Origin of the sequence: Klebsiella sp. 2680 (assembly GCF_900198535.1) — a bacterium.
GTDB classification, from domain to species: Bacteria; Pseudomonadota; Gammaproteobacteria; order Enterobacterales; family Enterobacteriaceae; genus Klebsiella; species Klebsiella indica.
Genome location: NZ_FZNJ01000002.1, coordinates 890,928 through 914,395, shown reverse-complemented (window position 1 = coordinate 914,395; position 23,468 = coordinate 890,928). Strand labels below are relative to the sequence as shown.

Here is a 23,468-nt window from a genome sequence, read left to right as displayed (position 1 = left end):
GGCTCTATTCCCTCGGTGACTGCATTTTCAGCCCTTTATGGGGATGCCAGTTATTATAGTCTTCCATCCATTCCGTCAGTTTTTCCATTACGGTCACCGCACCCGGCAGCTCATTCACATACACGTAGTCCCGCTTGAACGTTTTCACGAACGATTCAGCCATCCCATTGCTCTCCGGACTGCGCACCGGCGTCGTACACACGATGAACCCGAGTGAGGCGGCGAACGTTCTTGTTGCGTCCGCTATGTAGCAACTGCCGTTATCGGTCAGCCACTCAACGGCGTGTGGCAGATAAAGCGTATTTCCAGAGCGCTTTTCTACACTCTCTGTCAGCAGATCCTGCACCATAACGCTGTTTATACCACCTGTTGTTGCCGACCAACTGATAGCTTCACGATCACAGCAGTCAAGGCTGAACACCACCCGCACGACTTCCTGATTCCAGCAGCGTATTTCGAAGCCATCTGAGCACCAGCGCGTATCCGGCTTAAGTGTCACGACGTTGCCTGTACGACTGCTTGCTGGCTTTTTATGGCCTGATTTTGCCAGCAACAGGTTATTTGCCTGCATGATCCGATAAATGCGTTTGGGGTTAATCCGCCAGTTTTGTTCCCTCAGAGCACGATTGAGGTGCGCAGTCACGCGGCGATAGCCGTTTGTCGCCCGCTCGCTGCATATCTGGCGGAGAAGCGGCAACAGTCGGGCATTATCGTCTTTGCTGTAGCGTGCTGACCGGTGCTGGCGTTTCTCCAGCAACCGGTCATACAGATTCGAACGTGATACACGTAGCACTTCAGCTATTCGGATGAGGGGGTATCGTCCGGTGGCAGCAATGGCATGCGTGATATCAACTTTTTTGCCTGTGCTATCTCAAGCGCGTCCCGAAGGATTTCGGCTTCCATCGTTTTGCGTCCCAGCATCTGTTCAAGCTGTTTGACTTTTTTCTCCAGCGCTTTGACTTCGGAGACGCTGACCACCTCCTCTCCTGCGGCGATCGCAGACTTCCCACCATCGTTCATGAGTCGTTTCCACTTAAAAAGAAGACTGGGTGTGATGCCATATTGCCGGGCAACGAGTGAGACGGTGTAGCCGGGCTGCATGGAGAGCGCAACAAAACGGGCTTTCTCTTCGGGAGTATAACGGCGGCGCTTTTGCTCGCCAGTGATCACTTCGATTCTTTGCACAGGAGACTCCTTAAACATAGCTCTATGACTATGTCTTACTGGCGAAGTGTCCGGTTTAAACGGGGGCTATTACAGCGTTATTATTGGTTATGCCAGTAGCGGCACACTATCCTCTATTGGCTATGGTGTGGCAAAGTTTGGTGCGACAATGATGCTCGGCGGCGGCGTCCAGATGCTTTCCCCCCAGCCAGCAGGACTGGCCCGTAAAGAATCGCCTGATAACAAAGCCAGCTACGCCTTTGGCGGAGTAACCAATACCACATCGCAGGGTTACCCGGTCGGCCTGCTGTACGGTAAACGGCGAATTGGCGGCGCAATTATCTCTGCCGGAATTTATGTGGAGGATCAACGGTAGAGCACGTCACGCGCCGACGAGGCTCTCCAGCGGAATGCCGAATTGTGAATGAAGGCGGCGAATCATCGGCAGCGTCAGGTTGCGTGTTCCGTTCAGGATCTCATACACGCGGTTTGACTTGCCGATTGCTGGTTCAAGGTCTTTAACGGTCAGACCCTGTTGCTCCATACGGAATTTGATTGCCTCAACAGGTGATGGAGGAACGATCGGGTAGTGTTTTTTCTCATACTCTTCAATGAGTAAGCACATTACCTCGAAGTAGTCTCCTTCAGGGGTGTCGAGTTCTGGTTCGTTATCGAACATGGGTTCCACTGCCCGAAGGGCGGCGAGGTAGTCATGCTCAGTTCTGATTGGTTTAACGTTCATGGTTTACTCCATCTCAATCGTTTCTGCGTCTATGGCGTCGTATTGCCTGTGCGTTCCGATGAACTTAACGAACATCCATCCGCGCTGATAGGCAATGGCTACGATTAACCGGTAGTTATTCCCCTTTATATTAAATACCACTCGCCTGTTTTTCAGAATGCTGGCGCTACGGTATTGCTCTTTCATTTCTGCCGGGGTTTTCCAGTCGGCCTTTGTTGCCTCATCCACCCAGGCCCGTAGCGGTTGTTCTGCATCGGGATACTCCGCCCAAAAATCCTTCAGGTTTTTAACCGAGATTATCTTCATAGACCCATCATAGTCCCATAATGGGACTGTGTAAAGTCAGTATTCAAACTCCACCTCCGGGTGCAATGCCGTTCACTTAAGCAAATCATCGGTGTTATCTTTTGTTTTATTTGCCTGTGGCAATTGCATTATCGGTGGTTCTGGCGAGCATGACGCATTTTCCGTTTTCACCCATTCAGATTCCGTGGTCTGTTCCGTTCACGATAAATTCGCGGATAGTCGTTATATCCACAGCGTGTGAACGGGCAGGGGGACGTTTCGCCCGTCCCCCTGCACCCCCGGCATTGCGCTGAAAACCTGCCGCTGCGCGGTCCGCTCCACTCCGGCTTCATCTGGCGGACCGGCTGAGACGCGGCATCCTTGCCACGACTCAGCCTCTGGCCGCCGTCCTGGCGGCCAGTCCTGGATGTGCGCCTACGTTCCCGCCAGGTTTCCCTGATGCGCCCAACCCCCATGCGGTGAGTCGGTTATTCGTCAGGGGCTTTTCAGAGGCTGAAAGTCATAAAAAAAGTTATATCCTTTATATTTCAGCCCGTATCAGCTCAGTTAGTGAATCAACCGAATCAGATTTTCGTTTAAACCACCGATTGACAGAACCGCTCAGCCAGCCATAAACGCAACTGACAGCCCTTAACTGACCAACATTACACCTCCGGGTGGCTTTTTTTATGGACGCAATATGGCAAATAACATAATCAAAGGGCGCAAGGGTGGCAGCTCCAGCCAGCGCACGCCGACGGAACAGGCTGATGATTTACAGTCTGTAGCAAAAGCCAAAATTCTCATCGCGCTGTGCGAGGGAGAGTTTGCAGGTGAATTAACGGGCAAGGATATTTATCTCGATGGCACCCCGTTATTAAGTGCCGACGGTTCTGAAAACTTTTCCGGCGTGAAGTGGACATTTCGTCCGGGAACACAGGCACAAAAATATATTCAGAGTATTCCCGGCACTGAAAATGAAATTAGCGTAGGGACGGAAATTTCCAGCGAGACCGCCTGGACGCATACGTTTACCAATACCCAACTTTCCGCCGTTCGCGTCCGCCTTAAATGACCCTCCCTGATGAAACAGGAAGACGACGGTGATGTCGTGGGGAATATCGTGTTGGGCAGCGATGGTTCAACAAGCGACATGATCCTCTATGCTGACCGTTTCTCGCTGTTTAACCGCAACAGTAAAACTTCCGTGCCGGTGATGATCGCCGAGGGCAATGAACTGTACATCGACAAGGCTCGCATTAAAGACGGCAGCGTCGATAATGCGAAAATAGGGAATGTGATTCAGTCGAATGACTTCGCTTCCGGATCGAAGGGCTGGCAGGTTAACAAGAACGGAAAGGCGGAGTTTAATGACGTTACAGTGCGCGGGAAAATTGAGGCGACCAGCGGCGAACTTGATAACGTAGTAATCAATGAAAGCTGTACGATCAGCGGCACTTTGAGCGCGGATAAAATTGTCGGAGACATTTCTGACACACTGCCTGACCAGACTATTTTCTTCAGTGAAAATATTGGGAACGATGGCACGAAGACAGTGAGATTTTGTCGTATCAAACAACAAAGCTTTCAGCAGAAAGTAACTATTGTTGGATCGATATTGATGAATGATTCCGCAGGTCGTCAGAATGCCATTGTCTATGAAAACAGTCCTAGTGACAGGCTCAATTTGGGCTCATGCGCAGTTGGCATGGTCGCTTGTCTGGGAATGACGGGTGGCGGATCAGGCTCTGGAACATATTTCTTGCTCAGGGCCGGTGGCACTCAAATATGGAGGCAGTCAAATGCAGGTCGATACAACACAGGATCGTTCTCCGTCTCTATTCCGACTGGTGATGGTTACACAGATGTGGAATGCGTGTTACACAACGCGTCAAACGCAACCGGGACGATTTTTATGCTTTCCAGGTATCACGTGTTTGTCAGCCGTTCAGGTTCGGTCATCACCAAATAAAATGTATTAGCTCAATTTACCGAATGGTAATGAGGTCAACTATATAAACACGGCGCTTTACGATTAAAGGTCGAATTTGTTGGTATACATAGTTAAGTCACTTTGCCGTCGAGCCAGTCAGCCCATCATTGCATCACGATGTATCCAACGGGAATGCGGAGGAACTGAACAGTAAAATCAGGTTGCTGAGAATAAAGGCCAGGGGGTACCGGAACTGGGAGCGTTTCAAACTGGGTGTGATGTTCCACTACGGAAAGCTAAATATGGCATTTTAAGCAGCCTAAATACGACTGCCTGTTAAATTAAAGGGGATGGACGACTTGAACTTCATGTTGAAAAACATAAGGATCAGACAATAAACAGTATTTATCATCTTCGGGATAAGTCACAGCCACGTGGTAATCATCACCTGCAAAAGCCTTAACTGAGTCCAGGTCAGTCCAGTAGGTTGCCAGGAAAAAGTGCTCCCAGTTTCCCTGTCGCTCCTGTTTAACAAACGCGCCAAGATTACCTTTAATCCCCTGAGAATGCTTGACGCCAGTTAACTGGAGATGTGCAGCAAAACCCTCAGCGTGCTCTAAAGGCACGCAACCATGCCATGTTCTTACAATCATTTTTCGGCTCCATTCATAGTTGGAAAGTTACAATAACTAAATGGCGCATCAGGTGGAACTGCTTATAAGTTTTCCACCATAATTGGGGAAGTTCCATACATGAACAGTGTCAACATGAGCGAGTTTGTTATGATTTTTTACACCCCCGTCGAGCTAAGAGCGAAGGGGAGACATTTTGCATCTGTTGACGAAGTAATCATCATGAGTTGAATATATCATCCCAGTTACACAATTCTTGAAAGGGGGCTGATAGTGCTGATCTACAATGTTTTTGGACGACCTATTGGGGTCAAGCGTGAGGGTGAGCGCTGGCTGGTATTCCGCGCAGACCTGACGGAACGAAAATTTTCCAGGGTTTACGACATTGCCATTCCGGACGATATGACAGAGAACGAGATCCCGGGTTGGCTGGGCGACATTTTTCATGAAGCAGCAACAGAGCATCATCCTGATGTGAAACGTATCGAATAGGAATCTGTCAGATACACGTTCCTCACTGCGATGGGATTTACCACTAGTCCATCAAAGTCCGCCTTTGGCACTCACCCTCAGCAGACGTTTTGAATGAACTGAAGGTCAGCTTTGAGCGAGTAGCGGACCTTTAAAAATAATATTTGATGGATTGAATGTTGGGAACTAAATGATTAGCATCTGCTCTTTCGGACAAAGAAAATGACGGTTAACGATTCCCTCTTCGCATTCTCTCTCGCAGCACTGATACTTACCCTAACTCCCGGCCTCGATACCGCACTTATTCTGCGCACCGCTTGTGCCGAGGGCGGTAAAAAGGCATTTCACGCTGCGCTTGGCATTGATGCCGGCTGTTTTGTATGGGGTGCGCTGATCGCGTTAGGTCTTGGTGCTCTTCTGGCGGTTTCAGAGATGGCATACACTGTTCTCAAAGTTTGTGGCGCGGTCTACCTGAGCTGGCTAGGCTTACAACTGCTGATACGTCCCCGATCATCTTTCAGTGATGGTGATGACAACAGTTCTCAGGGGAACTGGTTTATCAGAGGGATGCTGGGGAATGTGCTCAATCCTAAAATGGGTATTTTCTATGTATCTTTTTTGCCGCAGTTCATACCTGCCGGTCACTCTCCTTTGATATGGACTTTTATCCTGGTCAGCATCCACGTTGCGATTGGGACTATATGGTCACTCACACTCATTCTATCCACGCAATTTGCGTCAGCCGTATTGAAGAAAAGCCACGTTGTCCAAATGATGGATAGAGCGACAGGCGGCTTGTTTCTATGCTTCGCGGCTAAACTTGCTTTTAGCACGAGATAAGCCTTGGACTGGCTGTTAACGTCCGCTATTGGCACATCGCCGACGTTATCAATTTATAGGCGCTCAATAGCCTCGATTAATTCTGGCACTTGGTTTTTCGCGTTATCCACCACGCGGGAAACCAGGGGCCATGTGAAATGGTCTGCTGACACCACGAATGATTGTATTGGCTGCTCAGTTTATAAACCAGTCATCAGCCGTTTCCCAGGCATCTTTCAGAGTAGTCTCTACAATTCCTTCAATGGTTGGAAATACAGCGCGCACACTGTGTGAACATGCAGTATCAAGATGAGAAATAAGCGTTTGAAGCTATACCCTGAGATGTGAATGTTTGACGGGGTTTCACCCCAGTTTCACCCCATTAACTCCCCGTACAAAAAACAGGCATAAAAAAACCAGCCATAAGAGGCTGGTTCTATTGGGATTATTTGGTCGGCACGAGAGGATTTGAACCTCCGACCCCCGACACCCCATGACGGTGCGCTACCAGGCTGCGCTACGTGCCGATTTGTGGGGAACAATATTACCCGTTCCCCAACCGAATGCAAGCCGTGAAGTGCCTGATTGATTTATAAATAATCAATCAGTTAGCGATAAAGCGTTTTTCATCGGTTAGCACCTGCAGTAGCAGGCTCAGTTGCGGTTTTTGATCTTTAATCTTCTTACCTTCGCTGTCCCATGTTCTGTATGTGCCGTTGTGATTGAGCACGATGGTTAATTGTGGCGTCGTGATCGCCAGCGTATTGTTATTCGCAGCGGTAACCCATGCGCGACGGCGGGCGGGGCTAAACAGATCTTCGCCTTGCGAATATTCATTCGCTGGTGTGGAAACGTGCAACAGGCGCTGCATCAGCGTTGTCATGACATCTTTGTTATCCGTCAGGGTCGCGATCGCCTGTGCCGGAGTGCCTGGCCAGTGAATCACTAACGGTACCTGTAGCTGTTCGCGCGACCAGTCAAACGCGTCATGCTGTGCGTCCAGCGGTACACCGTGGCCCGCCGTCACAATAACTACCGTGTTATTCATCTTGCCGGATTCGCGCAGCGCGTTCAGCACGCGACCAATTTGGGTGTCGACATCGCCGGCGGCGGTGCTGTAGCGACGGACAAAGTTTTGTTGCTGCCCGCGATCCAGGGTTGTGCCGTTCAGTGAAACCCATGAGAACCAGCGATTTTCATCCTGGGCGTAGCGGTTCAGCCAGTTGATCCACTGATTTGCCGTCTGCGCATCGCTTTGCGTTCTGGCGGCTGGTAAGGAGAAATCGGACAGCAGCGCCTGGCGATAAAGCGGGCTGCTGAAGCCGTCAGATGAGAACAGACCCAACTGATAGCCTTGTTGATTCAGTGACGTAATCAGCGCCGCAGGAATCCGGGCCGCTAAAATGCCATCCATATAGCCAGGGGAGATACCGTAGAACAAGCCAAACAGGCCGCTGTCCGCAGTATTACCGGAGCTCATATGCTGAGTAAAGTTGACGTTTTCTTTTGCGAATGCGGCCAGCGCCGGCATGTTTTTTTCAAAACGTGAGTAGTTGAGGTTATCAACGGTAATCAGCAACACGTTATAACCGGCGCCGAGATCACGATAACGTAGGTCGCTAAGCGGATATTGCACCGAGACGGCTTCCGGTGAACCTTGTTCTACCAGGCGTCGCTGGTAGTCCTCTGCGTCAAGCAGACCGTGTTTTTCCAGGAACCGACGCGCCGTCATCGGGTAGGAAAGCGGCAGATTGGCCCGCTGCATAGTGATTGGGCGATAGAAATTCGCATCCGCCCAGATATAAATCAGGTGGTTGCTGATAAAGCAGATAAAGAAAAACCAGGCGACCGGACGAGCATAGTGACGGCGGCGGGTCAGGCTGCGCAGCTTCTGCCAGCTCCAGGTCGCAAAGAGCATTTCCACCAGGAAGATGATCGGGACGCTGATAAACATCAGTTGCCAGTCACGAGCCATCTCATTTTGATCGGGGTTAATAACCAGTTCCCAAACGAAGGGATTAAGGTGCAGGTGGAAACGGGTGAAAACTTCGCTGTCGATCAGCAGCAGCGTCATGCCTGTGGTCGCCAGAATGACCGATATAAAACGCATTAAGCGCTGTGAGATGACGATAAAGGTTAGCGGAAAGAGGATCAGTACATAACTGGTAAAGACCAGGAAGCTGAAGTGACCAACGAGGCTAACGTACGAGAAAAGACGTCCGGCAAGCGTCGTTGGCCAGTCGGCGACAAAAAGATAGCGGCTGCCGAGCACCATGGCCAACAACATGTTGAACAGGGCGAACCAGTGTCCCCAACTGACCATCTGGGAAACTTTTTCTCGGTAGGGCTGACGAAGAGTCACCATATACTGTTGTTCGTTATCCTTAATGCGCTGGCTTGTCGTTGATCGACGACTGCAACGCCTGGGCAAAAGAGCGGGCGATGGCCTGACGCTGCGCCGGCGCGACGCTACTATTGATCAGGTTCGTCACCATATTGCCCAGAACCATCAGTGAAAGGTCAACGGGCGCTTTGTGTGTTTCCAGAACACTCGTCAGCTCGCTGAGCAGTTGTTCGACGTGTTCATCGCTATAGCGGGATAATTGCGGCATAAACTCAAAATCTGTTTGTTCGTGAAAGGGCAACATATTACCGTAGCAGCAGCATTTTTTCCGCATTTTTTCGCCGCGGCGCAAAAGCGCACCGCCTCGCTGGCAAAGCGTCACGTGGTGGTTGCGTCGCCGTCCCGGCGGTGGTTGAATACCGCCCGGTCTAAAAGGAGAGTTTAACATGAGTCTGGATATCGACCAGATTGCCCTGCATCAGCTAATCAAACGTGATGAACAAAATCTGGAACTGGTGCTGCGTGAGTCATTACTGGAGCCGACAGCGACCGTTGTGGAGATGATGGCCGAACTGCATCGGGTCTACAGCGCTAAAAATAAAGCCTACGGCCTGTTTAACGAAGAGAGCGAGCTGGCCCAGGCTCTGCGTCAGCAGCGTAAGGGGGAAGAAGAATTCCTGCCCTTCAGTCGGGCGGCCACCGGTCGTCTGCGTGACGAACTGGCGAAATATCCCTTCGCTGAAGGCGGTATTGTGTTGTTTTGCCAGTATCGCTATCTGGCGGTGGAATACCTGATGGTGGCGGTGCTCAACAATCTGAACAGTATGCGCGTCAATGAAGAACTGGATATCAGCGCCACGCATTACCTGGATATCAATCATGCCGATATTGTCGCGCGTATTGATTTAACCGAATGGGAAACCAATCCGGAATCCACCCGTTATCTGACCTTCCTGAAAGGCCGGGTAGGGCGCAAAGTGGCGGACTTTTTTATGGATTTCCTTGGGGCCAGCGAAGGGCTCAATACAAAAGCGCAGAACCGCGGCCTTTTACAGGCGCTGGATGATTTTGCTGCCGATGCCCAACTGGATAAATCTGAGCGTCAGAACGTGCGCCAGCAGGTTTACAGCTACTGCAATGAACAGCTGCAGGCCGGAGAGGAGATTGAGCTGGAGTCGTTGTCCAAAGAGCTGGCGGGCGTCAGTGAGAAGACGTTTCAGGAGTTTACCGCCGAACAAGGCTACGCGCTGGAAGAGAGCTTTCCGGCGGATCGCAGCACACTGCGTCAGTTAACCAAGTTTGCCGGCAGCGGCGGCGGGTTAACCATTAATTTTGACGCTATGCTGCTGGGGGAGCGGGTGTTCTGGGACCCGGCGACGGATACCTTAACCATTAAAGGCACGCCGCCAAATCTGCGCGACCAGCTGCAGCGCCGTACTTCTGGCGGAAATTAAAGGCTAAAAATCCTGGTGTCAGGTCGTCATACCGCCCGGTAAGCTCGTCATCAGGATGTTTATGCTGTGTCGTTTGTGAGTGCGAGTCAAAACCAGATCAAACCCGACGAATAGCGCTTAACTGGCCAGCAGGGTGCGCTGAGGGCGTTGACGCCATCTCTTGCTTTATCGCCGCGCCAAAACAAAACGCCCCGGACCTTGCGGACCGGGGCGCTTGCCATACAACGTTCAGTCGGCGATTAAGCGCGAACGAAGTCGATGTGAGACAGCTTCGGCTTGAACGGGTGACGCTGAACAGCCTGAGCTTTAACTTTCTCTTCTTTGCCATCAACAACGATGGTCAGAACTTCGCTGTAGAACTCAGCATTGTTCTGCAGGTTCCACACTTTGTCGTGATCCAGTTCAATTGCTACTGGCGCAGCTTCACCGCCATAGATGATGGCCGGGAATTTGTTAGCTGCACGCAGGCGGCGGCTCGCACCCTTACCCTGCTCTTTACGTACTTCTGCGTTGATAGTAAACATTGATGTCTCTCTATATATAAATCCTGCTACAGGCGACCCAGCAACAGGCAGATTATCTGCTTTGCGAATGCAAAAGCGGGCGGCATTATAGCCGCCAACGGTTTTTGCAGCAACCAAAACCTCAGCCGCAGAGGCGATTAACGCAATTCATTGGCCCGCCGGAAGCGCCCCTGATAATCGAACACTTTTTCCCGTACCTGCCAGTATTGTCCCTTCATGCGGGCAACAACAAAGTCGGGATGGCGCAACAGCGCCTGCTGAGCGAGGATGTCTGCTGGTGTTATCCAGCGTAGCGGCACGCCAGGCGTTCGGGTATGCGGGCGGATAAACAACTGCTCAAAGGCGGTGCGCTGGGCGGGCGTCTGCAGGCGGAAGCGCTCACTCACATCCGTGCCGTCCTCGTCGTAATAGGTGATTTTCAGCCACGCGCCTTTCTCATCATGACCCTGTTGTAACGCCATTCCGCTACAGCGCAATACCAGCGCATCTTTGAGTTTTAGCGCCGCTTTCAGCATATCGTCTGGATCCACCAGAATCGTGTCGCACTCACGGCAGCGTCGGGCGGCGATATCGTTTTCCGCGTTGCACTGGGGGCAGTTTTTAAAGCGGAAGCGAAAATCGCACTGCTCACGATGGCCTTCATCATCTTCAAACCAGCCCTGGCAGCGGCGACCGAAATGCTCAATCAGCGTGCCGTCGGCGGTGGTTTTCCCCCAGAAGGTATTGGCGAACCCGCAGGCAGGGCAGAACACCTGCACGGGAACGTTGTCACTTTTGCCTTTTGGCGTGCCGACTTCCGGTGCATACAGATCGTGCGGGTTTCCGGCATAGTCGAGGATCAGACAATCGGTTTTACCGGGGGCCAGTCGCAGGCCGCGGCCAACAATCTGTTGGTAAAGACTTACCGACTCGGTGGGGCGGAGTATGGCGATCAGATCGACATGCGGCGCATCAAAACCGGTGGTCAGCACCGCGACGTTAACCAGATAGCGATACTGCCGTGCTTTAAATGCCTCAATGAGGCGATCCCGCTCAGTTCCCGGCGTGTCACCGGTAATTAATACCGCTTCACCCGTCGGCAGTAATCCCGTCACTTCCCGGGCGTGTTCAACGGTGGCGGCGAAAATCATCACCCCTTTACGCGTTAGGGCAAACTCAACGATTTGGCTGACAATATGCGGCGTGATGCGCTGCTGCTTTTTTAGTTCGCGGTTCAGGTCGGCTTCGCTGAACAGGCCGTTGCTTTGTGCCTGCAGACGGCTAAAATCATACTGCACCACCGGCATATCCAGCCGCTCAGGGGGCGTGAGGTAGCCGTTCTTAATCATATAGCGCAGCGGCAGTTCATAGATGCAGTCACGAAAAAACGCCTTCTCATCGCCACGTACCATCCCGTGATAATGGAACTGGTAAATCCAGCCCTTTCCGAGACGAAATGGGGTGGCGGTCAGCCCCAGCAGACGCAGATGTGGGTTAACTTGCCGGAGGTGGCTGATGATCTGTTGATATTGGCTGTCATCATCATCACCGATACGGTGGCACTCATCGACGATAAGCAGCGAAAACTCATGCTGAAACTGCGCGAGATTGCGGGCGACCGACTGGACGCTGCCAAACACCACTTTGCCGTGGCTCTCTCTACGCTTCAGGCCGGCCGCAAAGATATCCGCCTCCAGGCCAAGCGCACAATATTTAGCGTGGTTTTGCGCCACCAGCTCTTTAACGTGCGCCAGCACTAACACACGACCGCGCGCCAGGCGCGCCAGTTCGGCGATCACCAGGCTTTTACCCGCGCCAGTCGGCAGGACGATGACTGCGGGGTGCCGATGGCGGCGAAACCAGGCAAGAGTGGCGTCGACCGCCTCTTTTTGGTAGGAACGTAATGTAAAGGTCATGGAATGTATAGCGCTTAATTAACTCGCGAATAGTATGCCACGAATCTTTTCCCTTGAGTGGTGTTAAGAGCTTGTTATACTACCCTAAGATATTCTTCTTTTCGGGCGTATTGCCCGCTCCAGCACTCTTTACAGGCTAAAAAAATCTCATGCGACTTGATAAGTTTATCGCTCAGCAACTTGGCGTTAGCCGGGCTATTGCCGGGCGTGAAATCCGCAGCAGCCGCGTTACCGTGGACGGCGAAATTGTAAAAGACTCTGCTTTCAAACTTTTGCCGGAACATGGCGTCGAGTATGACGGCAATCCCCTGGTTCAGCAGCATGGCCCACGCTACTTTATGCTTAATAAGCCGCAAGGTTACGTTTGTTCCACCGATGACCCTGATTACCCGACGGTGCTTTACTTCCTTGATGAACCGGTAGCGTATAAGCTGCATGCCGCTGGCCGCCTCGATATTGATACCACCGGCCTGGTGCTGATGACCGATGATGGTCAGTGGTCGCACCGCATTACTTCTCCCCGTCATCATTGTGAAAAAACCTATCTGGTGGAACTGCAAAATCCGGTGGATGAAACCACCGCAGAGCAGTTTGCCAAAGGCGTACAGCTACATAACGAGAAGAGCCTGACTAAGCCAGCGGTGCTGGAGGTGATCACGCCGACCGAAGTTCGTCTGACCATTAGCGAAGGGCGCTACCATCAGGTTAAGCGGATGTTTGCCGCTGTGGGTAACCATGTGACGGGTCTGCATCGTGAACGTATTGGCGACATTATCCTGGATGAGTCGCTGGAGCCTGGTGAATATCGTCCGCTGACGGCAGCAGAAATTGCCAGCGTCGGTGGTCAACATGCGCGGAGTAAAACGTGACGGCAAAGCAGAATGCTTCATCCGGGATTGTGTTTATTCTGGGCCTGCTGGCCATGCTGATGCCGCTGTCGATTGATATGTACCTCCCGGCGCTGCCGGTGATTTCGGCGCAGTTTAACGTGCCGGACGGCAGCGCGCAGATGACGCTTAGCACCTATATTCTGGGATTTGCGTTGGGGCAGCTTTTATACGGTCCGATGGCGGACAGTTTCGGTCGTAAACCGGTTATTCTCGGCGGCACGCTGATTTTCGCGGCGGCGGCGGTGGCCTGCGCGCTGTCGCAGACTATTGTTATGCTGATAACCATGCGTTTCTTTCACGGTCTGGCTGCGGCGGCGGCCAGCGTGATCATTAATGCCCTGATGCGCGATATCTATCCAAAAGAGGAGTTTTCGCGGATGATGTCGTTCGTCATGCTGGTGACCACCGTCGCGCCGCTGGTGGCGCCAATGGTCGGCGGGGCGGTACTGGTATGGTTTAGCTGGCATGCGATCTTCTGGATCCTCGCGGTGGCGGCGCTATTAGCGTCAGTGATGATCGCGTGTTTTATCAGCGAGACCCTGCCGGTGGAACGTCGGCAGAAGTTTCATATTCACACCACGCTGGGGAATTTTGCCACCCTGTTTCGTCATAAGCGGGTACTGAGCTATATGCTGGCGAGTGGTTTTAGCTTCGCCGGGATGTTTTCGTTCCTGAGCGCCGGTCCGTTTGTTTATATCAATATTAATCACGTTTCACCGCAGCATTTTGGTTACTATTTTGCGCTGAACGTCGCGTTTCTGTTTGTCGTGACCATGATCAATAGCCGTTTTGTGCGGCGGATTGGGGCACTGAATATGTTCCGCACAGGGCTGTTGATTCAGTTTGTGATGGCGATCTGGATGGTGGTGTGTGCACTGTTGGATGTTGGCTTTTGGTCGCTGGTATTTGGCGTGGCGGCGTTTATCGGTTGCGTGTCGATGGTGTCTTCCAACGCCATGGCGGTGATTCTTGATGAATTTCCGCATATGGCTGGCACTGCATCTTCGCTGGCCGGTACGTTTCGTTTTGGCATCGGCGCGATTGTTGGCGCCCTGTTGTCAATGGCGACCTTTACCACAGCCTGGCCGATGCTGGTGTCTATCGCTTTTTGCGCCAGCGCTTCCATTCTGTTTTACCTCTATGCCAGCCGGCGGCGCAAAAAGTCGCATGCTGAGTGATCTTCAGGGACGTTATCGCGAGTGCCGATTGGCTAAGCGAGGCATCGGCGGTGTTTTCTGTTGTATTTGCCAGCCGGAAGCGCTTTTCGGTGGTTCTGGCGAAGGAGTGCTTTTTCTTTTGCCCGTTTGGGTCAGTCGCCTGTTCCGTTCACGCTAAGTGCTGTGGAGATGAGTCATATCCGCGGCGTGTGAACGGCCAGCCGAGGGATCGTCAAAAGCAGATAAATGGCCAGGCATCAGGCATTACCGTCCCTTTATTGAGGTATATCTTGATGCATATCAACCGAAAACGGCTTCACGGTTTGGTGGTTTGTTTCTTTTATGTAAAATCAAATCGCTCAAAAAGTCGCATTGATGCGATAAAAAAGTTGTTTTAGATCACAGAAACGGGTACATATAGCCCGAACATATTCCATCTACACAATTATAAACTTTTGCATTACAAATCAGCAACACAATGATGATGCAGGTGTAAGCGTTTTCTGTGAGGAACTGGGACAACTTGTCAAGAATGTGTTAGCATTAATGTGAATTTATTGTGAAGTATTTTGCTTCCGGGGAAAACAAGTGAATAAACTGCAACTCTCTATCGTACACCGCCTGCCGCAGAGCTACCGCTGGCTGCCGGGTTTTGCGGGTTCAAGAGTTGAACCGATTCCGCAAAATGGCGTTCAGAGTGAAAACAGCCTTGTGGCGCTAAAGTTACTCAGTCCGGATGGCGAAAAAGCATGGCCGGTTATGCATAAGCTCAGCCAGGCGCTTAGCGATATCGAAGTCGATTGCTCGATTGTGGAATGCGAAGGAGAACCGTGCCTGTTTGTTAATTGTCAGGACGAGTTTGCCGCAACCTGTCGGTTGAAAAATTTCGGCGTGGCGATTGCGGAACCTTTCTCTGGTAATAACCCATTCTGAACGTCAGCTCAGCGCCAGTAGCTGACGGGTGTACTCCTGTTGCGGAGCAGTAAACACGCGCTCGCACTCTCCCTGCTCGACGATTTCTCCCTGCCGCAGCACGATGACCTGATGACACAATGCCCTCACGACGCGCAGGTCATGGCTGATAAAAACATAGGTCAGTTGATGCTTTTGCTGTAACGTTTTCAGCAAGGCAAGGATTTGCGCCTGTACCGTTTTATCCAGTGACGATGTCGGTTCATCCAGCACGATAAGCTGAGGCCTGACGACCAGCGCCCTGGCGATAGCGATACGCTGACGCTGACCGCCGGAGAAGGCGGCAGGGTAGCGGTGGCGCGACTGGGGATCGAGCCCAACCTCTTGCATAGCCTGAATCACCGTCTGCTCACGTTCGGCAACGCTGAGCGTTGGCTGATGAACCCGGAGTCCCTCTTCGATAATTTGCAGGACGTTGAGCCGCGGGTTCAGCGATGAGTTCGGGTCCTGAAAAACAATCTGCATGCGACGACGGAGCGGCAGCATCTGCCGACGACGGCGTCCCTGAAGTGATTTGCCCTCAAAGGTGATGGCTCCGGTTGAATCAATCAGGCGCAGGAGCGCCAGCCCGGTGGTGCTTTTGCCTGAACCTGACTCACCGACCAGGCCCAGAGTTTCTCCGGCACGTAAACGAAAACTAAGGCCGTTAACCACCCGGTTATGTTCAACGACTCGCCGCAGGAGCCCTTTACGTATCGGGAAGGCGATACTCAGGTTTTCCGCCCGCAGTAATTCGCGCGCATCGGCGGCGAGCGGCACGGGATCGCCCGATGGCTCGCTATCCAGCAGGCGACGGGTATAAGGATGCCCGGGAGCAGCGAACAGCCTCTGGCAACTGTTCTGTTCGACGCAGCGGCCATTTTGCATTACCGCGACGCGGTCGGCGAGCTGGCGCACGATACTCAGGTTATGAGTGATAAACAGCAGCCCCATATTTAACTCTTGCTTCAGTTCGCGCAGCAGCGAGAGGATTTGTGCCTGAACGGACACATCCAGCGCGGTGGTGGGTTCGTCGGCGATAAGCAGCTCCGGGCGGGTCAGCAGCGCCATGGCGATCATGACCCGCTGACGTTCGCCGCCGGAAAGCTGATGGGGATAGTCGGCCAGCCGTCGGGGCGCATTGCGGATCCCCACGCGCTCCAGACAGTCGAGAATTTCTCCACGCGCCGCTTCTTTGCGCATCCCGCGATGTAAAGAGAGCACTTCGTATAGCTGCTTTTCCAGAGTGTGCAGCGGATTGAGCGACACCATTGGTTCCTGAAAAATCATCGCGATGCGGTTACCGCGTATCCCGCGTAGCGTGCGTTCATCCGCATGCAGCAGCGACTGACCGTGGAAACGGATATCGCCGTCCGGATAACTGACCGGCGGCGAGGGGAGCAGCCGCAGCACCGATAACGCTGAAATGCTTTTACCCGAGCCGGATTCGCCCACCAGCGCCAGGGTTTGACCAACGTCGATTTGCAGCGACAGTTCGCTGACGATAGTCGTGGTTTTTCCCTGCTGACGAACAGCAATCGACAGGTTGTCAATGTCTAACAGAGGTTGCGTCATGCTATACCGCCTTACTCGGATCAAAAGCGTCGCGAACCGCTTCACCGATAAAAATCAATAACGTCAGCAATACCGCCACGGAAAGAAAGGCGGTAATGCCCAGCCACGGTGCCTGAAGATTGTTTTTGCCCTGTAAAAGCAGCTCCCCCAGAGAAGGGGAACCCAACGGCAGGCCAAAACCAAGAAAATCCAGCGAGGTCAGCGTGGTTATTGAACTGCACAGAATAAACGGCAGGAAGGTAAGCGTCGCGACCATCGCGTTAGGCAGCATATGACGCAAAATAATCGCGCGATCGCTGACGCCAAGCGCCTGCGCGGCGCGAATGTAATCATAGTTACGGGTGCGCAGGAATTCGGCGCGAACGACGCCGACCAGCGTCATCCAGCCGAACAGCACGGTAATGGCCAGCAGCCACCAGAAATTGGCCTGGACCACGCTTGAAAGCAGGATAATCAGAAACAGCGTCGGCATTCCTGACCAGACTTCGATAAATCGTTGTCCCCAGAGATCGATCTTCCCGCCATAATAGCCCTGGATAGCACCGGCCATCACGCCCAGTACGCTGGAGAAGAGGGTCAGCAGCAGGCCAAAGAGAACGGAAATACGTGTGCCGTACAGGATGCGAGCCAGCACATCGCCGCCATTGGCATCGGTGCCCAGCCAGTTTTGCCTTGACGGCGGTGAGGGAAACGGGCTGTCGGTAGCGAAGTTGATGGTTGACGCCCCGAAGCGAACCGGCGCCCATAGTATCCAGCCGTTATCCTCCAGCCGCTTTTGCAGCCACGGGTCCTGATAGTCGGCGGCAGTGGCAAAGCGGCCGCCAAAGGTGGTTTCGCTGTAATTTTTTAACAGCGGAACATAAAGGCTGCCGCGGTATTGCACCAGTAGCGGTTTATCGTTGGCAATCAGCTCGGCGCACAGGCTGCAGGCGAAAAGCGCTAAAAACAGCCACAGCGACCAGTAGCCGCGACGGTTGTGGCGAAAGCGCGCCCAACGATCCTGATTGGCGGGACTGAAGAATGACATTAGCGGCCCTCAAAATCGATACGCGGATCGACCAGCGTGTAGCTGATGTCGCTGACGATATTCAGCAGCAGGCCAATCAGGGTAAAAATATACAACGTGCCGAACATTACCGGGTAATCGCGAGAAACGGTGGCCTCATAGCCCAGCAAGCCCAGGCCGTTTAGCGAGAACATCACCTCAATCAGCAGTGAACCGGTAAAAAACATACTGATAAAGGTGGCCGGAAAACCGGCGATCACCAGCAGCATGGCGTTACGGAAAATATGCCCCCAAAGGATCTGCTTTTCGCTTACGCCCTTGGCGCGGGCGGTAACGACGTATTGTTTGCGGATCTCATCAAGAAAGCTGTTTTTAGTCAGCATAGTGAGCGCGGCAAAACCGCCAATCACCGTCGCCAGCACCGGTAAGGTGATATGCCAGAGATAGTTGACGATCTTTTGATACCACGGCAGACTGTCAAAGTTGGCGGACACCAGCCCGCGCAGCGGAAAGAGATCGAAATAGCTGCCGCCGGCAAAGATAACGATCAGCAAAATCGCGAACAGAAACGCCGGGATAGCATAGCCGATAATGATCAGCGTGCTGCTCCAGACGTCAAAATGGCTGCCGTTGCTGACCGCCTTGCGGATACCGAGTGGGATCGACACCAGATAGATGATGAGCGTACTCCACAGGCCAAGAGTGACGGAGACCGGCAGGCTGTCTTTAATTAACTGCAGTACCGATGAGCTGCGGAACAGGCTATCGCCGAAATCAAAGCGCAGATAATCACCGAGCATTTTCAGATAGCGCTCGTAGATCGGTTTATCAAAGCCGTAACGATGGGTTATCTCGGCAATGACTTCTGGATCAAGCCCTCGCCCGCCGCGATAGTGACCATCGCTGATGTTACCGACGCCTGTCCGCACATGTCCGGCGCGCATCCCGCTTTCTCCCGCGCCGGGCAAGCTGCCGCGATCGCCAAACTCAATTGCCGCGATGGCCTGATCGACCGGGCCGCCGGGAGCAATTTGCACAATAAAAAAGTTTATGGTGATGATCGCCCACAGCGTAGGGATGATCAGCAGTAACCGGCGGAGAAGATAGGCGCCCATCATAATTCCTTAACGTCTGTCCGCAGGGAGTCTGGCCGCTTTGCTTGCATCGTACCACCAGTTTTCAAAACCGGATGAGTAGACCGGGCGCGTATGCGGAAAGGAGAATTTGTCCCAGTATGCGGTTCGATTCTGCGCCATATACCACATCGGCAGCATGTAATAGTTCCATGTCAGCACACGATCAAGCGCCCGACCCAACGGCAGCAGTTTTTGTTTATTGCCCTGCCAGCGAATAATTTGCGCAATGAGCTGGTCAATGGCCGGATTTTGTACGCCAGGGGCATTGTAGCTGGAATTAATATATTCCGAGCCCCAGGAGATTTGTAGATCGGTGCCGGGCCAGGGCGTGGCGAGCCAGACGGTTGGCATCATATCGTAATCCCGGCTGCGCTTACGGTTGCTGTACTGGGAATTATCGACCTGGCGAATATCCATCACGATCCCGAGCCGCTGAAGATTGTGCCGGAAGGGCAGAACCCAGCGATCGTTACTTCCGGAGGGAAGCAGCAGCTCAAAGCGTAATGGTTTGCCGCTCTGCGCGTTAACGCGCCGCTGGTTTTTTACCACCCAGCCCGCCTGATTAAGGATGGCATCCGCTTTAAGGAGATTTGCGCGTTCGAAACCATCGCCGCTGGAAACCGGTGGTTGATATATTTGCGTGAAGACCTCGGCAGGGATCTCGTGTTTCAGCGGCGTCAGCAGGGCCAGCTCGGCGGCATCAGGGTAATCGCGCGCGGCGTATTCCGTATTCTGAAAGAAGCTATTGGCGCGGCTGTAAGCGTGATAAAACAGCGCTTTATTCATCCATTCAAAATCAAAGGCGAGGGTAATGGCTTCGCGTACCCGGCGGTCGGCAAATACCGGACGCTGGATATTAAAGGCCAGCCACTGCGTGTTCTGTGCGGAAGTGCTGGTATATTCGTCTTTGACGATATAGCCGCGGGTAAAGTTACGCCCGACATAGCGGGTAGCCCAGTTTCTGGCGACACTTTCTTCACGGCGGTCGACAGCGCCGGCTTTGAAGGCTTCAAAAGCGACGTTGTCATCCAGATAGTAGTCGTAACGTAGGGTGTCGAAATTCCAGCGTCCGCGATTGACGGGTAAATCGGCTGCCCAGTAGTCCTTTACTCGCGAATAGGTGATGAACTGGCCCATTCGCCAGGCCGTCACGCGATAAGGACCGCTGGCCAGCGGCGGAGAGGAGAGCGGATCGCTGAGCTTATGATTTTTCCAGAATTTTTCCGGCAGCACCGGTAGGGAAAACAGGCTGAGCATGTTCTCTTTGCCCGGTTTCGCCAGCTCAATACGTACCGTTAGCGGGGCGATGGCTTTCACCGTGGTTCCTTTATAGTAGAGGCGAAGCTGCGGAACGCCCTCGGTCATAAACTTGTGAAAAGTAAAAGCGACATCGCTGGCGGTTATTGGGCTGCCATCGTGATAGCGGGCGCGCGGATTGAGGGTGATTTCCATCCAGGAAAAATCATCGGCATAACGGGCATGTTCGGCGATGAGCGGATAGTAGCTGCCCGGTTCATCGTCAGAGGAGGTGAACAGGGTATCGTATAGCGCGTCGGTACGAACCCCCGGATTTCCACGCATGGCGTAGCGATTAAAGTTGTCAAAAGTACCGATTGCCGCAAGGGTAATCGTGCCGCCTTTCGGCGCATCGGGGTTGGCATAATCGTAGTGCGTAAAGCCCGCGGCGTATTTGGGCTCGCCGATAATGGCGAATGAGTCGCTCTCTTTAATTGCTTGCGCCTGGCTATGCAGGCTAAATAAGGTCAGCAGTATCAGGCTGAAACGTACAAAAATAACCAGGATATCGTCCTCCAATAACAGGCCTGAAGCGGACTGGCTGCTGATAGCGGAATAATAAAGGACACTCAGCAGGTTGTGAAATATTTTGCCGGCTCATGGCGGGCGGCGATCAGCGCCTCCAGCGTCAGCGGCCGACTTATCCAGTATCCTTGCAGATAGTGTACGCCGCGCTGGCGCAGCCATTCAGCTTGTTCCGGTGTTTCCACGCCTTCGGCGACGGTGGCGAGTTTCAGACGGCGGCTCAGCATGATGACCGCATCCAGCACTGGCGAGGTGACGGTCTCGGTTCCGATGGCCTGAACGAAGCCGCGGTCAATCTTCAGGTAGTCGAAGTTATAGCGCTCCAGATAAATTAGCGCGCTATGGCCGGTGCCAAAATCATCAATTGCAATTTCACAGCCTTGTTCGTGTAGCCAGTCGAAGTTCTCCAGCGAACGATTTTTGTCGATCATCGCGCGTTCGGTTATTTCCAGCACCACGGTAAAGTGGTTGGCGGGCATAGCGGCGGCGAACTGCTGAAGATCCTGCCGAAAGCTATCGGCATGCAGGTGGGCAGGGGAAATATTTATTCCAAGCTTGCTGCCTGCCGGCAGGAGGCGTTGCAGCGTTGGCGCATCACGGGCAATCAGTTTTAACAGATGGCGGGTAAGGGGAATAATTATCTGCTGGGCTTCGGCAAAGTTGATAAAAACATCGGGTGGGATCTCTCTGCTCACCGGATGCCGCCAGCGCAGCAGCACTTCAAGCCCGCTGATTTGAAGCGTGTCAGACTTCACGACGGGTTGATAGACAACGTAAAATTGCTCGTTTTTGATTGCCAGCAGTAATTCCTTACGCGGGTCGGATTTGGTTGTCAGAACGTAATAGCTTAAAAGTCCGGCCAGGAGACCGCATATTATGCCCGGCAGCAGGGCAAACGAGAGGTTTTCCGTCAGCCACTTGTTGCCATAGAGATAGATTTTCAGCGGCAGGCCGTCAATTTGCGCCTGTCGTATGGGGCGCGCGGGCTGCGTCTGCAGGTCGACAAGCCGGTTACTGAAAGTGGAGATGGCCGAGTGGTTAATGGCCAGGGCCAGGCCGCTGGAATCACTCTGTCGTGCTGAATAGAGAATGTTCGACATCTGATTGGCATTAATCGCGACAAATATACCGTCTTTCCCGCCTTGTGGGCTGCGGACCCACATCGCCAGTGCGGGGCTCTGCGGCATCATGGGCGTCCCAGGCAACATGGCCATATCGACTGCTTTCGTCATATTAAGCTGCGGGATTAACTGGTTCAAAGGCGTGTTCATTGCGCCAGTTGCGGAAGAACAAAACACGCGCCCCTTTTTTACCAGCAGAAAGGCGCGTACGTTTGGGCTAAACGCCGCATGGGCCGTTAATCCGGAGACAATGTTTCCACAGGACTGATTTACCTGGGGTTGCAGTTCATCAATAGTCTGACTTAAATCGTGGAAATAGTGTTTCAGATAAGCGTGAACATGGGTGATGATGGCGTCAAAACGCTCCTCCCGATTGTGATAAATCACCATCAACTGGATACAGACAGCCAGCAGGGCGGCAGCGAAACCGATACCTATACTGGTCTGCCAGATTTTACGTCGGGGAGAGAAGTGACAGGTTGGCATTATAAGTCAGTCCGTGTTATTTGGTCATACCAGGGCTGATGGAAAACGCGTTTCTATCCCTGTTCAAATGCAGGGTTATTTTACTCGGTTTATTGGCAGGCGGGCAAAAAAAAACACTGCCGGAGCAGTGTTTTTCTGCCGTTGGCCAAGGGATTAACCAACGTCAGAAGAGACTATGAGCGGTTCAACACGCGTCGCGCTGTGTTGTAGCGTTTTTTCCAGTACGGCTCATCCATGCTGGAAATCGTCACACCGCTACTGGTGGAGGCATGAACGAATTGATTATTGCCAATGTAGATGCCTACATGGCGACCGGTTGAGCCGGCGCGGAAGAGGACTAAATCACCTGTACGCAGCTGTGAACGGCTGATGGATTTCCCGGAAACCTGCTGCTCAGACGTTGAGCGCGGCAATTCCAGACCGAACTGCTCACGGAACGTTCGTTGCACAAAGGCAGAACAATCAATGCCTTTACGCGTGCTGCCGCCAAGCCGATAGCGAACCCCCTTCCAGCTGGCATATTGGTCCATCAGGCGGGACTTGACGTCCAGGTTGCGAACCATTGTTTCAAATTCATCCTGAGAGGCTTGCAGTGATGATAAATCGTCACTACCCACAGCAAGCGTCTCAGAATGCATATTTCTGGCGGTACTGTTTGAAGAACTACACGCAGAAAGCAGAACCGCAACTGCAATCGCGGGGGCGACCCGCAAGATATATCTCAAAATCGGCTGAGATTTGACCATGCTGTGTGTTATCCCTTGTTGTCCTTAACGACAAAGTCGTTATAAAAAAATGCCAAACGTGTTAGAGCCTAAATAGCTGCCTGCAATGAGACAATTCCTTAAACACAAAACTGTGGCCCGACGCACAAATTTATTTACCCGGCGAATTGCTGTTGCTGAGAAGACAAAACGAGATCGAGGTTACCCGATCGAACGGGGGATGGCGAGCGGTTTTGCGCATTTTCTTATAAGAATTTTTGTGACAAAAAGTAGCGCGGCGGGAAAGGCTAAAAGAGCGACAATGGCGAGTGAAAAATATGCAATTTATTCATTTTTA

Annotated in this window: 21 protein-coding genes, 1 tRNA gene and 3 pseudogenes; 10 read left to right on the top strand and 15 right to left on the bottom strand. The window is 52.6% G+C overall.

From position 1 onward, the window contains the following. Positions 1-4: 4 nt before the first annotated feature. Positions 5-1,185, bottom strand: a protein-coding gene (locus FN037_RS24390; RefSeq protein WP_409513734.1) for an IS3 family transposase whose coding sequence is annotated in 2 segments (ribosomal slippage) — positions 5-858 and positions 858-1,185 — 1,182 coding nt in all. Because the reading frame shifts where the segments join, the coding sequence is not laid out codon by codon here. 139 nt (positions 1,186-1,324) lie between these two features. Here FN037_RS24390 and FN037_RS11625 point away from each other — a divergent pair. Continuing rightward, positions 1,325-1,540 (top strand): annotated as a pseudogene (locus tag FN037_RS11625) (tail assembly protein); the annotation flags it as partial. Positions 1,541-1,546: 6 nt separating this feature from the next. On the opposite strand, the gene FN037_RS11620 reads toward FN037_RS11625, so the two are convergent. Together FN037_RS11620 and FN037_RS11615 are read right to left on the bottom strand one after the other, a co-directional pair. Next, positions 1,547-1,906: a type II toxin-antitoxin system HigA family antitoxin gene (locus FN037_RS11620; protein WP_138361316.1), complete on the bottom strand. Its 360-nt coding sequence runs from the start codon at positions 1,904-1,906 to the stop codon at positions 1,547-1,549. 3 nt (positions 1,907-1,909) lie between these two features. Then, the gene (locus FN037_RS11615; protein WP_142502293.1) at positions 1,910-2,212 is read right to left on the bottom strand and encodes a type II toxin-antitoxin system HigB family toxin; all 303 of its coding nucleotides are present in this window, start codon (positions 2,210-2,212) and stop codon (positions 1,910-1,912) included. 679 nt (positions 2,213-2,891) lie between these two features. Between FN037_RS11615 and FN037_RS11610 the strand changes: the two are divergent. From FN037_RS11610 to FN037_RS11600, 3 genes and pseudogenes are all read left to right on the top strand, one after another. Further along, positions 2,892-3,263: pseudogene (locus FN037_RS11610) on the top strand (hypothetical protein); the annotation flags it as partial. Between the two features lie 12 nt (positions 3,264-3,275). Then, positions 3,276-4,163 carry a phage tail tip protein gene (locus tag FN037_RS11605; protein ID WP_142502292.1) on the top strand — a complete coding sequence of 296 codons (888 nt, stop codon included), beginning with the start codon at positions 3,276-3,278 and terminating at the stop codon, positions 4,161-4,163. A gap of 125 nt (positions 4,164-4,288) precedes the next feature. Then, a pseudogene (locus tag FN037_RS11600) lies at positions 4,289-4,438 on the top strand (transposase); the annotation flags it as partial. Between the two features lie 27 nt (positions 4,439-4,465). On the opposite strand, the gene FN037_RS11595 reads toward FN037_RS11600, so the two are convergent. Continuing rightward, positions 4,466-4,777: a hypothetical protein gene (locus FN037_RS11595; protein WP_142502291.1), complete on the bottom strand. Its 312-nt coding sequence runs from the start codon at positions 4,775-4,777 to the stop codon at positions 4,466-4,468. A gap of 252 nt (positions 4,778-5,029) precedes the next feature. On the opposite strand from FN037_RS11595, the gene FN037_RS11590 reads away from it, so the two are divergent. Further along, positions 5,030-5,248, top strand: a complete 219-nt coding sequence (locus tag FN037_RS11590; RefSeq protein WP_142502290.1) for a hypothetical protein — start codon at positions 5,030-5,032, stop codon at positions 5,246-5,248. 201 nt (positions 5,249-5,449) lie between these two features. Continuing rightward, positions 5,450-6,067, top strand: a complete 618-nt coding sequence (locus tag FN037_RS11585; protein ID WP_080172442.1) for a LysE family translocator — start codon at positions 5,450-5,452, stop codon at positions 6,065-6,067. 429 nt (positions 6,068-6,496) lie between these two features. Here FN037_RS11585 and FN037_RS11575 read toward each other — a convergent pair. From FN037_RS11575 to FN037_RS11565, 3 genes are all read right to left on the bottom strand, one after another. After that, a tRNA-Pro gene (locus FN037_RS11575) sits at positions 6,497-6,573 on the bottom strand. A gap of 77 nt (positions 6,574-6,650) precedes the next feature. Then, positions 6,651-8,411, bottom strand: coding sequence for an LPS biosynthesis-modulating metalloenzyme YejM (yejM, locus tag FN037_RS11570; protein ID WP_142502289.1), 1,761 nt, complete (start codon positions 8,409-8,411; stop codon positions 6,651-6,653). 19 nt (positions 8,412-8,430) lie between these two features. Next, positions 8,431-8,658, bottom strand: a complete 228-nt coding sequence (locus FN037_RS11565; protein ID WP_138360019.1) for a YejL family protein — start codon at positions 8,656-8,658, stop codon at positions 8,431-8,433. A gap of 178 nt (positions 8,659-8,836) precedes the next feature. On the opposite strand from FN037_RS11565, the gene yejK reads away from it, so the two are divergent. Then, positions 8,837-9,844: a nucleoid-associated protein YejK gene (gene yejK / locus FN037_RS11560; RefSeq protein ID WP_138360018.1), complete on the top strand. Its 1,008-nt coding sequence runs from the start codon at positions 8,837-8,839 to the stop codon at positions 9,842-9,844. A gap of 239 nt (positions 9,845-10,083) precedes the next feature. Here the strand turns inward: yejK and rplY are convergent, their stop codons facing one another. Continuing rightward, positions 10,084-10,368, bottom strand: a complete 285-nt coding sequence (rplY, locus tag FN037_RS11555; RefSeq protein ID WP_142502288.1) for a 50S ribosomal protein L25 — start codon at positions 10,366-10,368, stop codon at positions 10,084-10,086. A 137-nt stretch (positions 10,369-10,505) separates the two neighbouring features. Further along, the gene (locus tag FN037_RS11550) at positions 10,506-12,263 is read right to left on the bottom strand and encodes a DEAD/DEAH box helicase (RefSeq protein ID WP_142502287.1); all 1,758 of its coding nucleotides are present in this window, start codon (positions 12,261-12,263) and stop codon (positions 10,506-10,508) included. 149 nt (positions 12,264-12,412) lie between these two features. On the opposite strand from FN037_RS11550, the gene rsuA reads away from it, so the two are divergent. The 3 genes from rsuA to FN037_RS11530 all read left to right on the top strand — a co-directional run bounded on the left by rsuA (position 12,413) and on the right by FN037_RS11530 (position 15,243). Then, positions 12,413-13,132, top strand: coding sequence for a 16S rRNA pseudouridine(516) synthase RsuA (gene rsuA / locus FN037_RS11545; RefSeq protein ID WP_142502286.1), 720 nt, complete (start codon positions 12,413-12,415; stop codon positions 13,130-13,132). Beyond that, positions 13,129-14,331 carry a Bcr/CflA family multidrug efflux MFS transporter gene (locus FN037_RS11540; RefSeq protein ID WP_138360014.1) on the top strand — a complete coding sequence of 401 codons (1,203 nt, stop codon included), beginning with the start codon at positions 13,129-13,131 and terminating at the stop codon, positions 14,329-14,331. Before rsuA ends, FN037_RS11540 begins: the two co-directional genes overlap by 4 nt. A gap of 567 nt (positions 14,332-14,898) precedes the next feature. Then, positions 14,899-15,243, top strand: a complete 345-nt coding sequence (locus tag FN037_RS11530) for a YejG family protein (RefSeq protein WP_138360012.1) — start codon at positions 14,899-14,901, stop codon at positions 15,241-15,243. Positions 15,244-15,246: 3 nt separating this feature from the next. Here FN037_RS11530 and yejF read toward each other — a convergent pair whose 3' ends face one another. From yejF to mepS, 6 genes are all read right to left on the bottom strand, one after another. Next, positions 15,247-16,836, bottom strand: coding sequence for a microcin C ABC transporter ATP-binding protein YejF (gene yejF, locus FN037_RS11525; RefSeq protein WP_138360011.1), 1,590 nt, complete (start codon positions 16,834-16,836; stop codon positions 15,247-15,249). Position 16,837: 1 nt separating this feature from the next. Next, a complete protein-coding gene (locus tag FN037_RS11520) occupies positions 16,838-17,863 on the bottom strand; it encodes an ABC transporter permease (protein WP_142502285.1) in 1,026 nt (341 codons plus the stop codon). Further along, complete coding sequence (locus FN037_RS11515) at positions 17,863-18,957, bottom strand: microcin C ABC transporter permease YejB (protein WP_142502284.1); 1,095 nt, start codon at positions 18,955-18,957, stop codon at positions 17,863-17,865. The genes FN037_RS11520 and FN037_RS11515 overlap by 1 nt, the downstream gene beginning before the upstream one ends. A gap of 9 nt (positions 18,958-18,966) precedes the next feature. Next, positions 18,967-20,772 (bottom strand): extracellular solute-binding protein, encoded by a 1,806-nt coding sequence (locus FN037_RS11510; RefSeq protein ID WP_142502432.1) that lies wholly within the window; start codon positions 20,770-20,772, stop codon positions 18,967-18,969. 71 nt (positions 20,773-20,843) lie between these two features. Beyond that, on the bottom strand, positions 20,844-22,406 hold the full coding sequence (locus FN037_RS11505) for a cyclic di-GMP phosphodiesterase (RefSeq protein WP_142502283.1): 1,563 nt from the start codon (positions 22,404-22,406) through the stop codon (positions 20,844-20,846). 173 nt (positions 22,407-22,579) lie between these two features. Continuing rightward, positions 22,580-23,152 carry a bifunctional murein DD-endopeptidase/murein LD-carboxypeptidase gene (mepS, locus tag FN037_RS11500; RefSeq protein WP_138360008.1) on the bottom strand — a complete coding sequence of 191 codons (573 nt, stop codon included), beginning with the start codon at positions 23,150-23,152 and terminating at the stop codon, positions 22,580-22,582. Between the last annotated feature and the right edge of the window lie 316 nt (positions 23,153-23,468).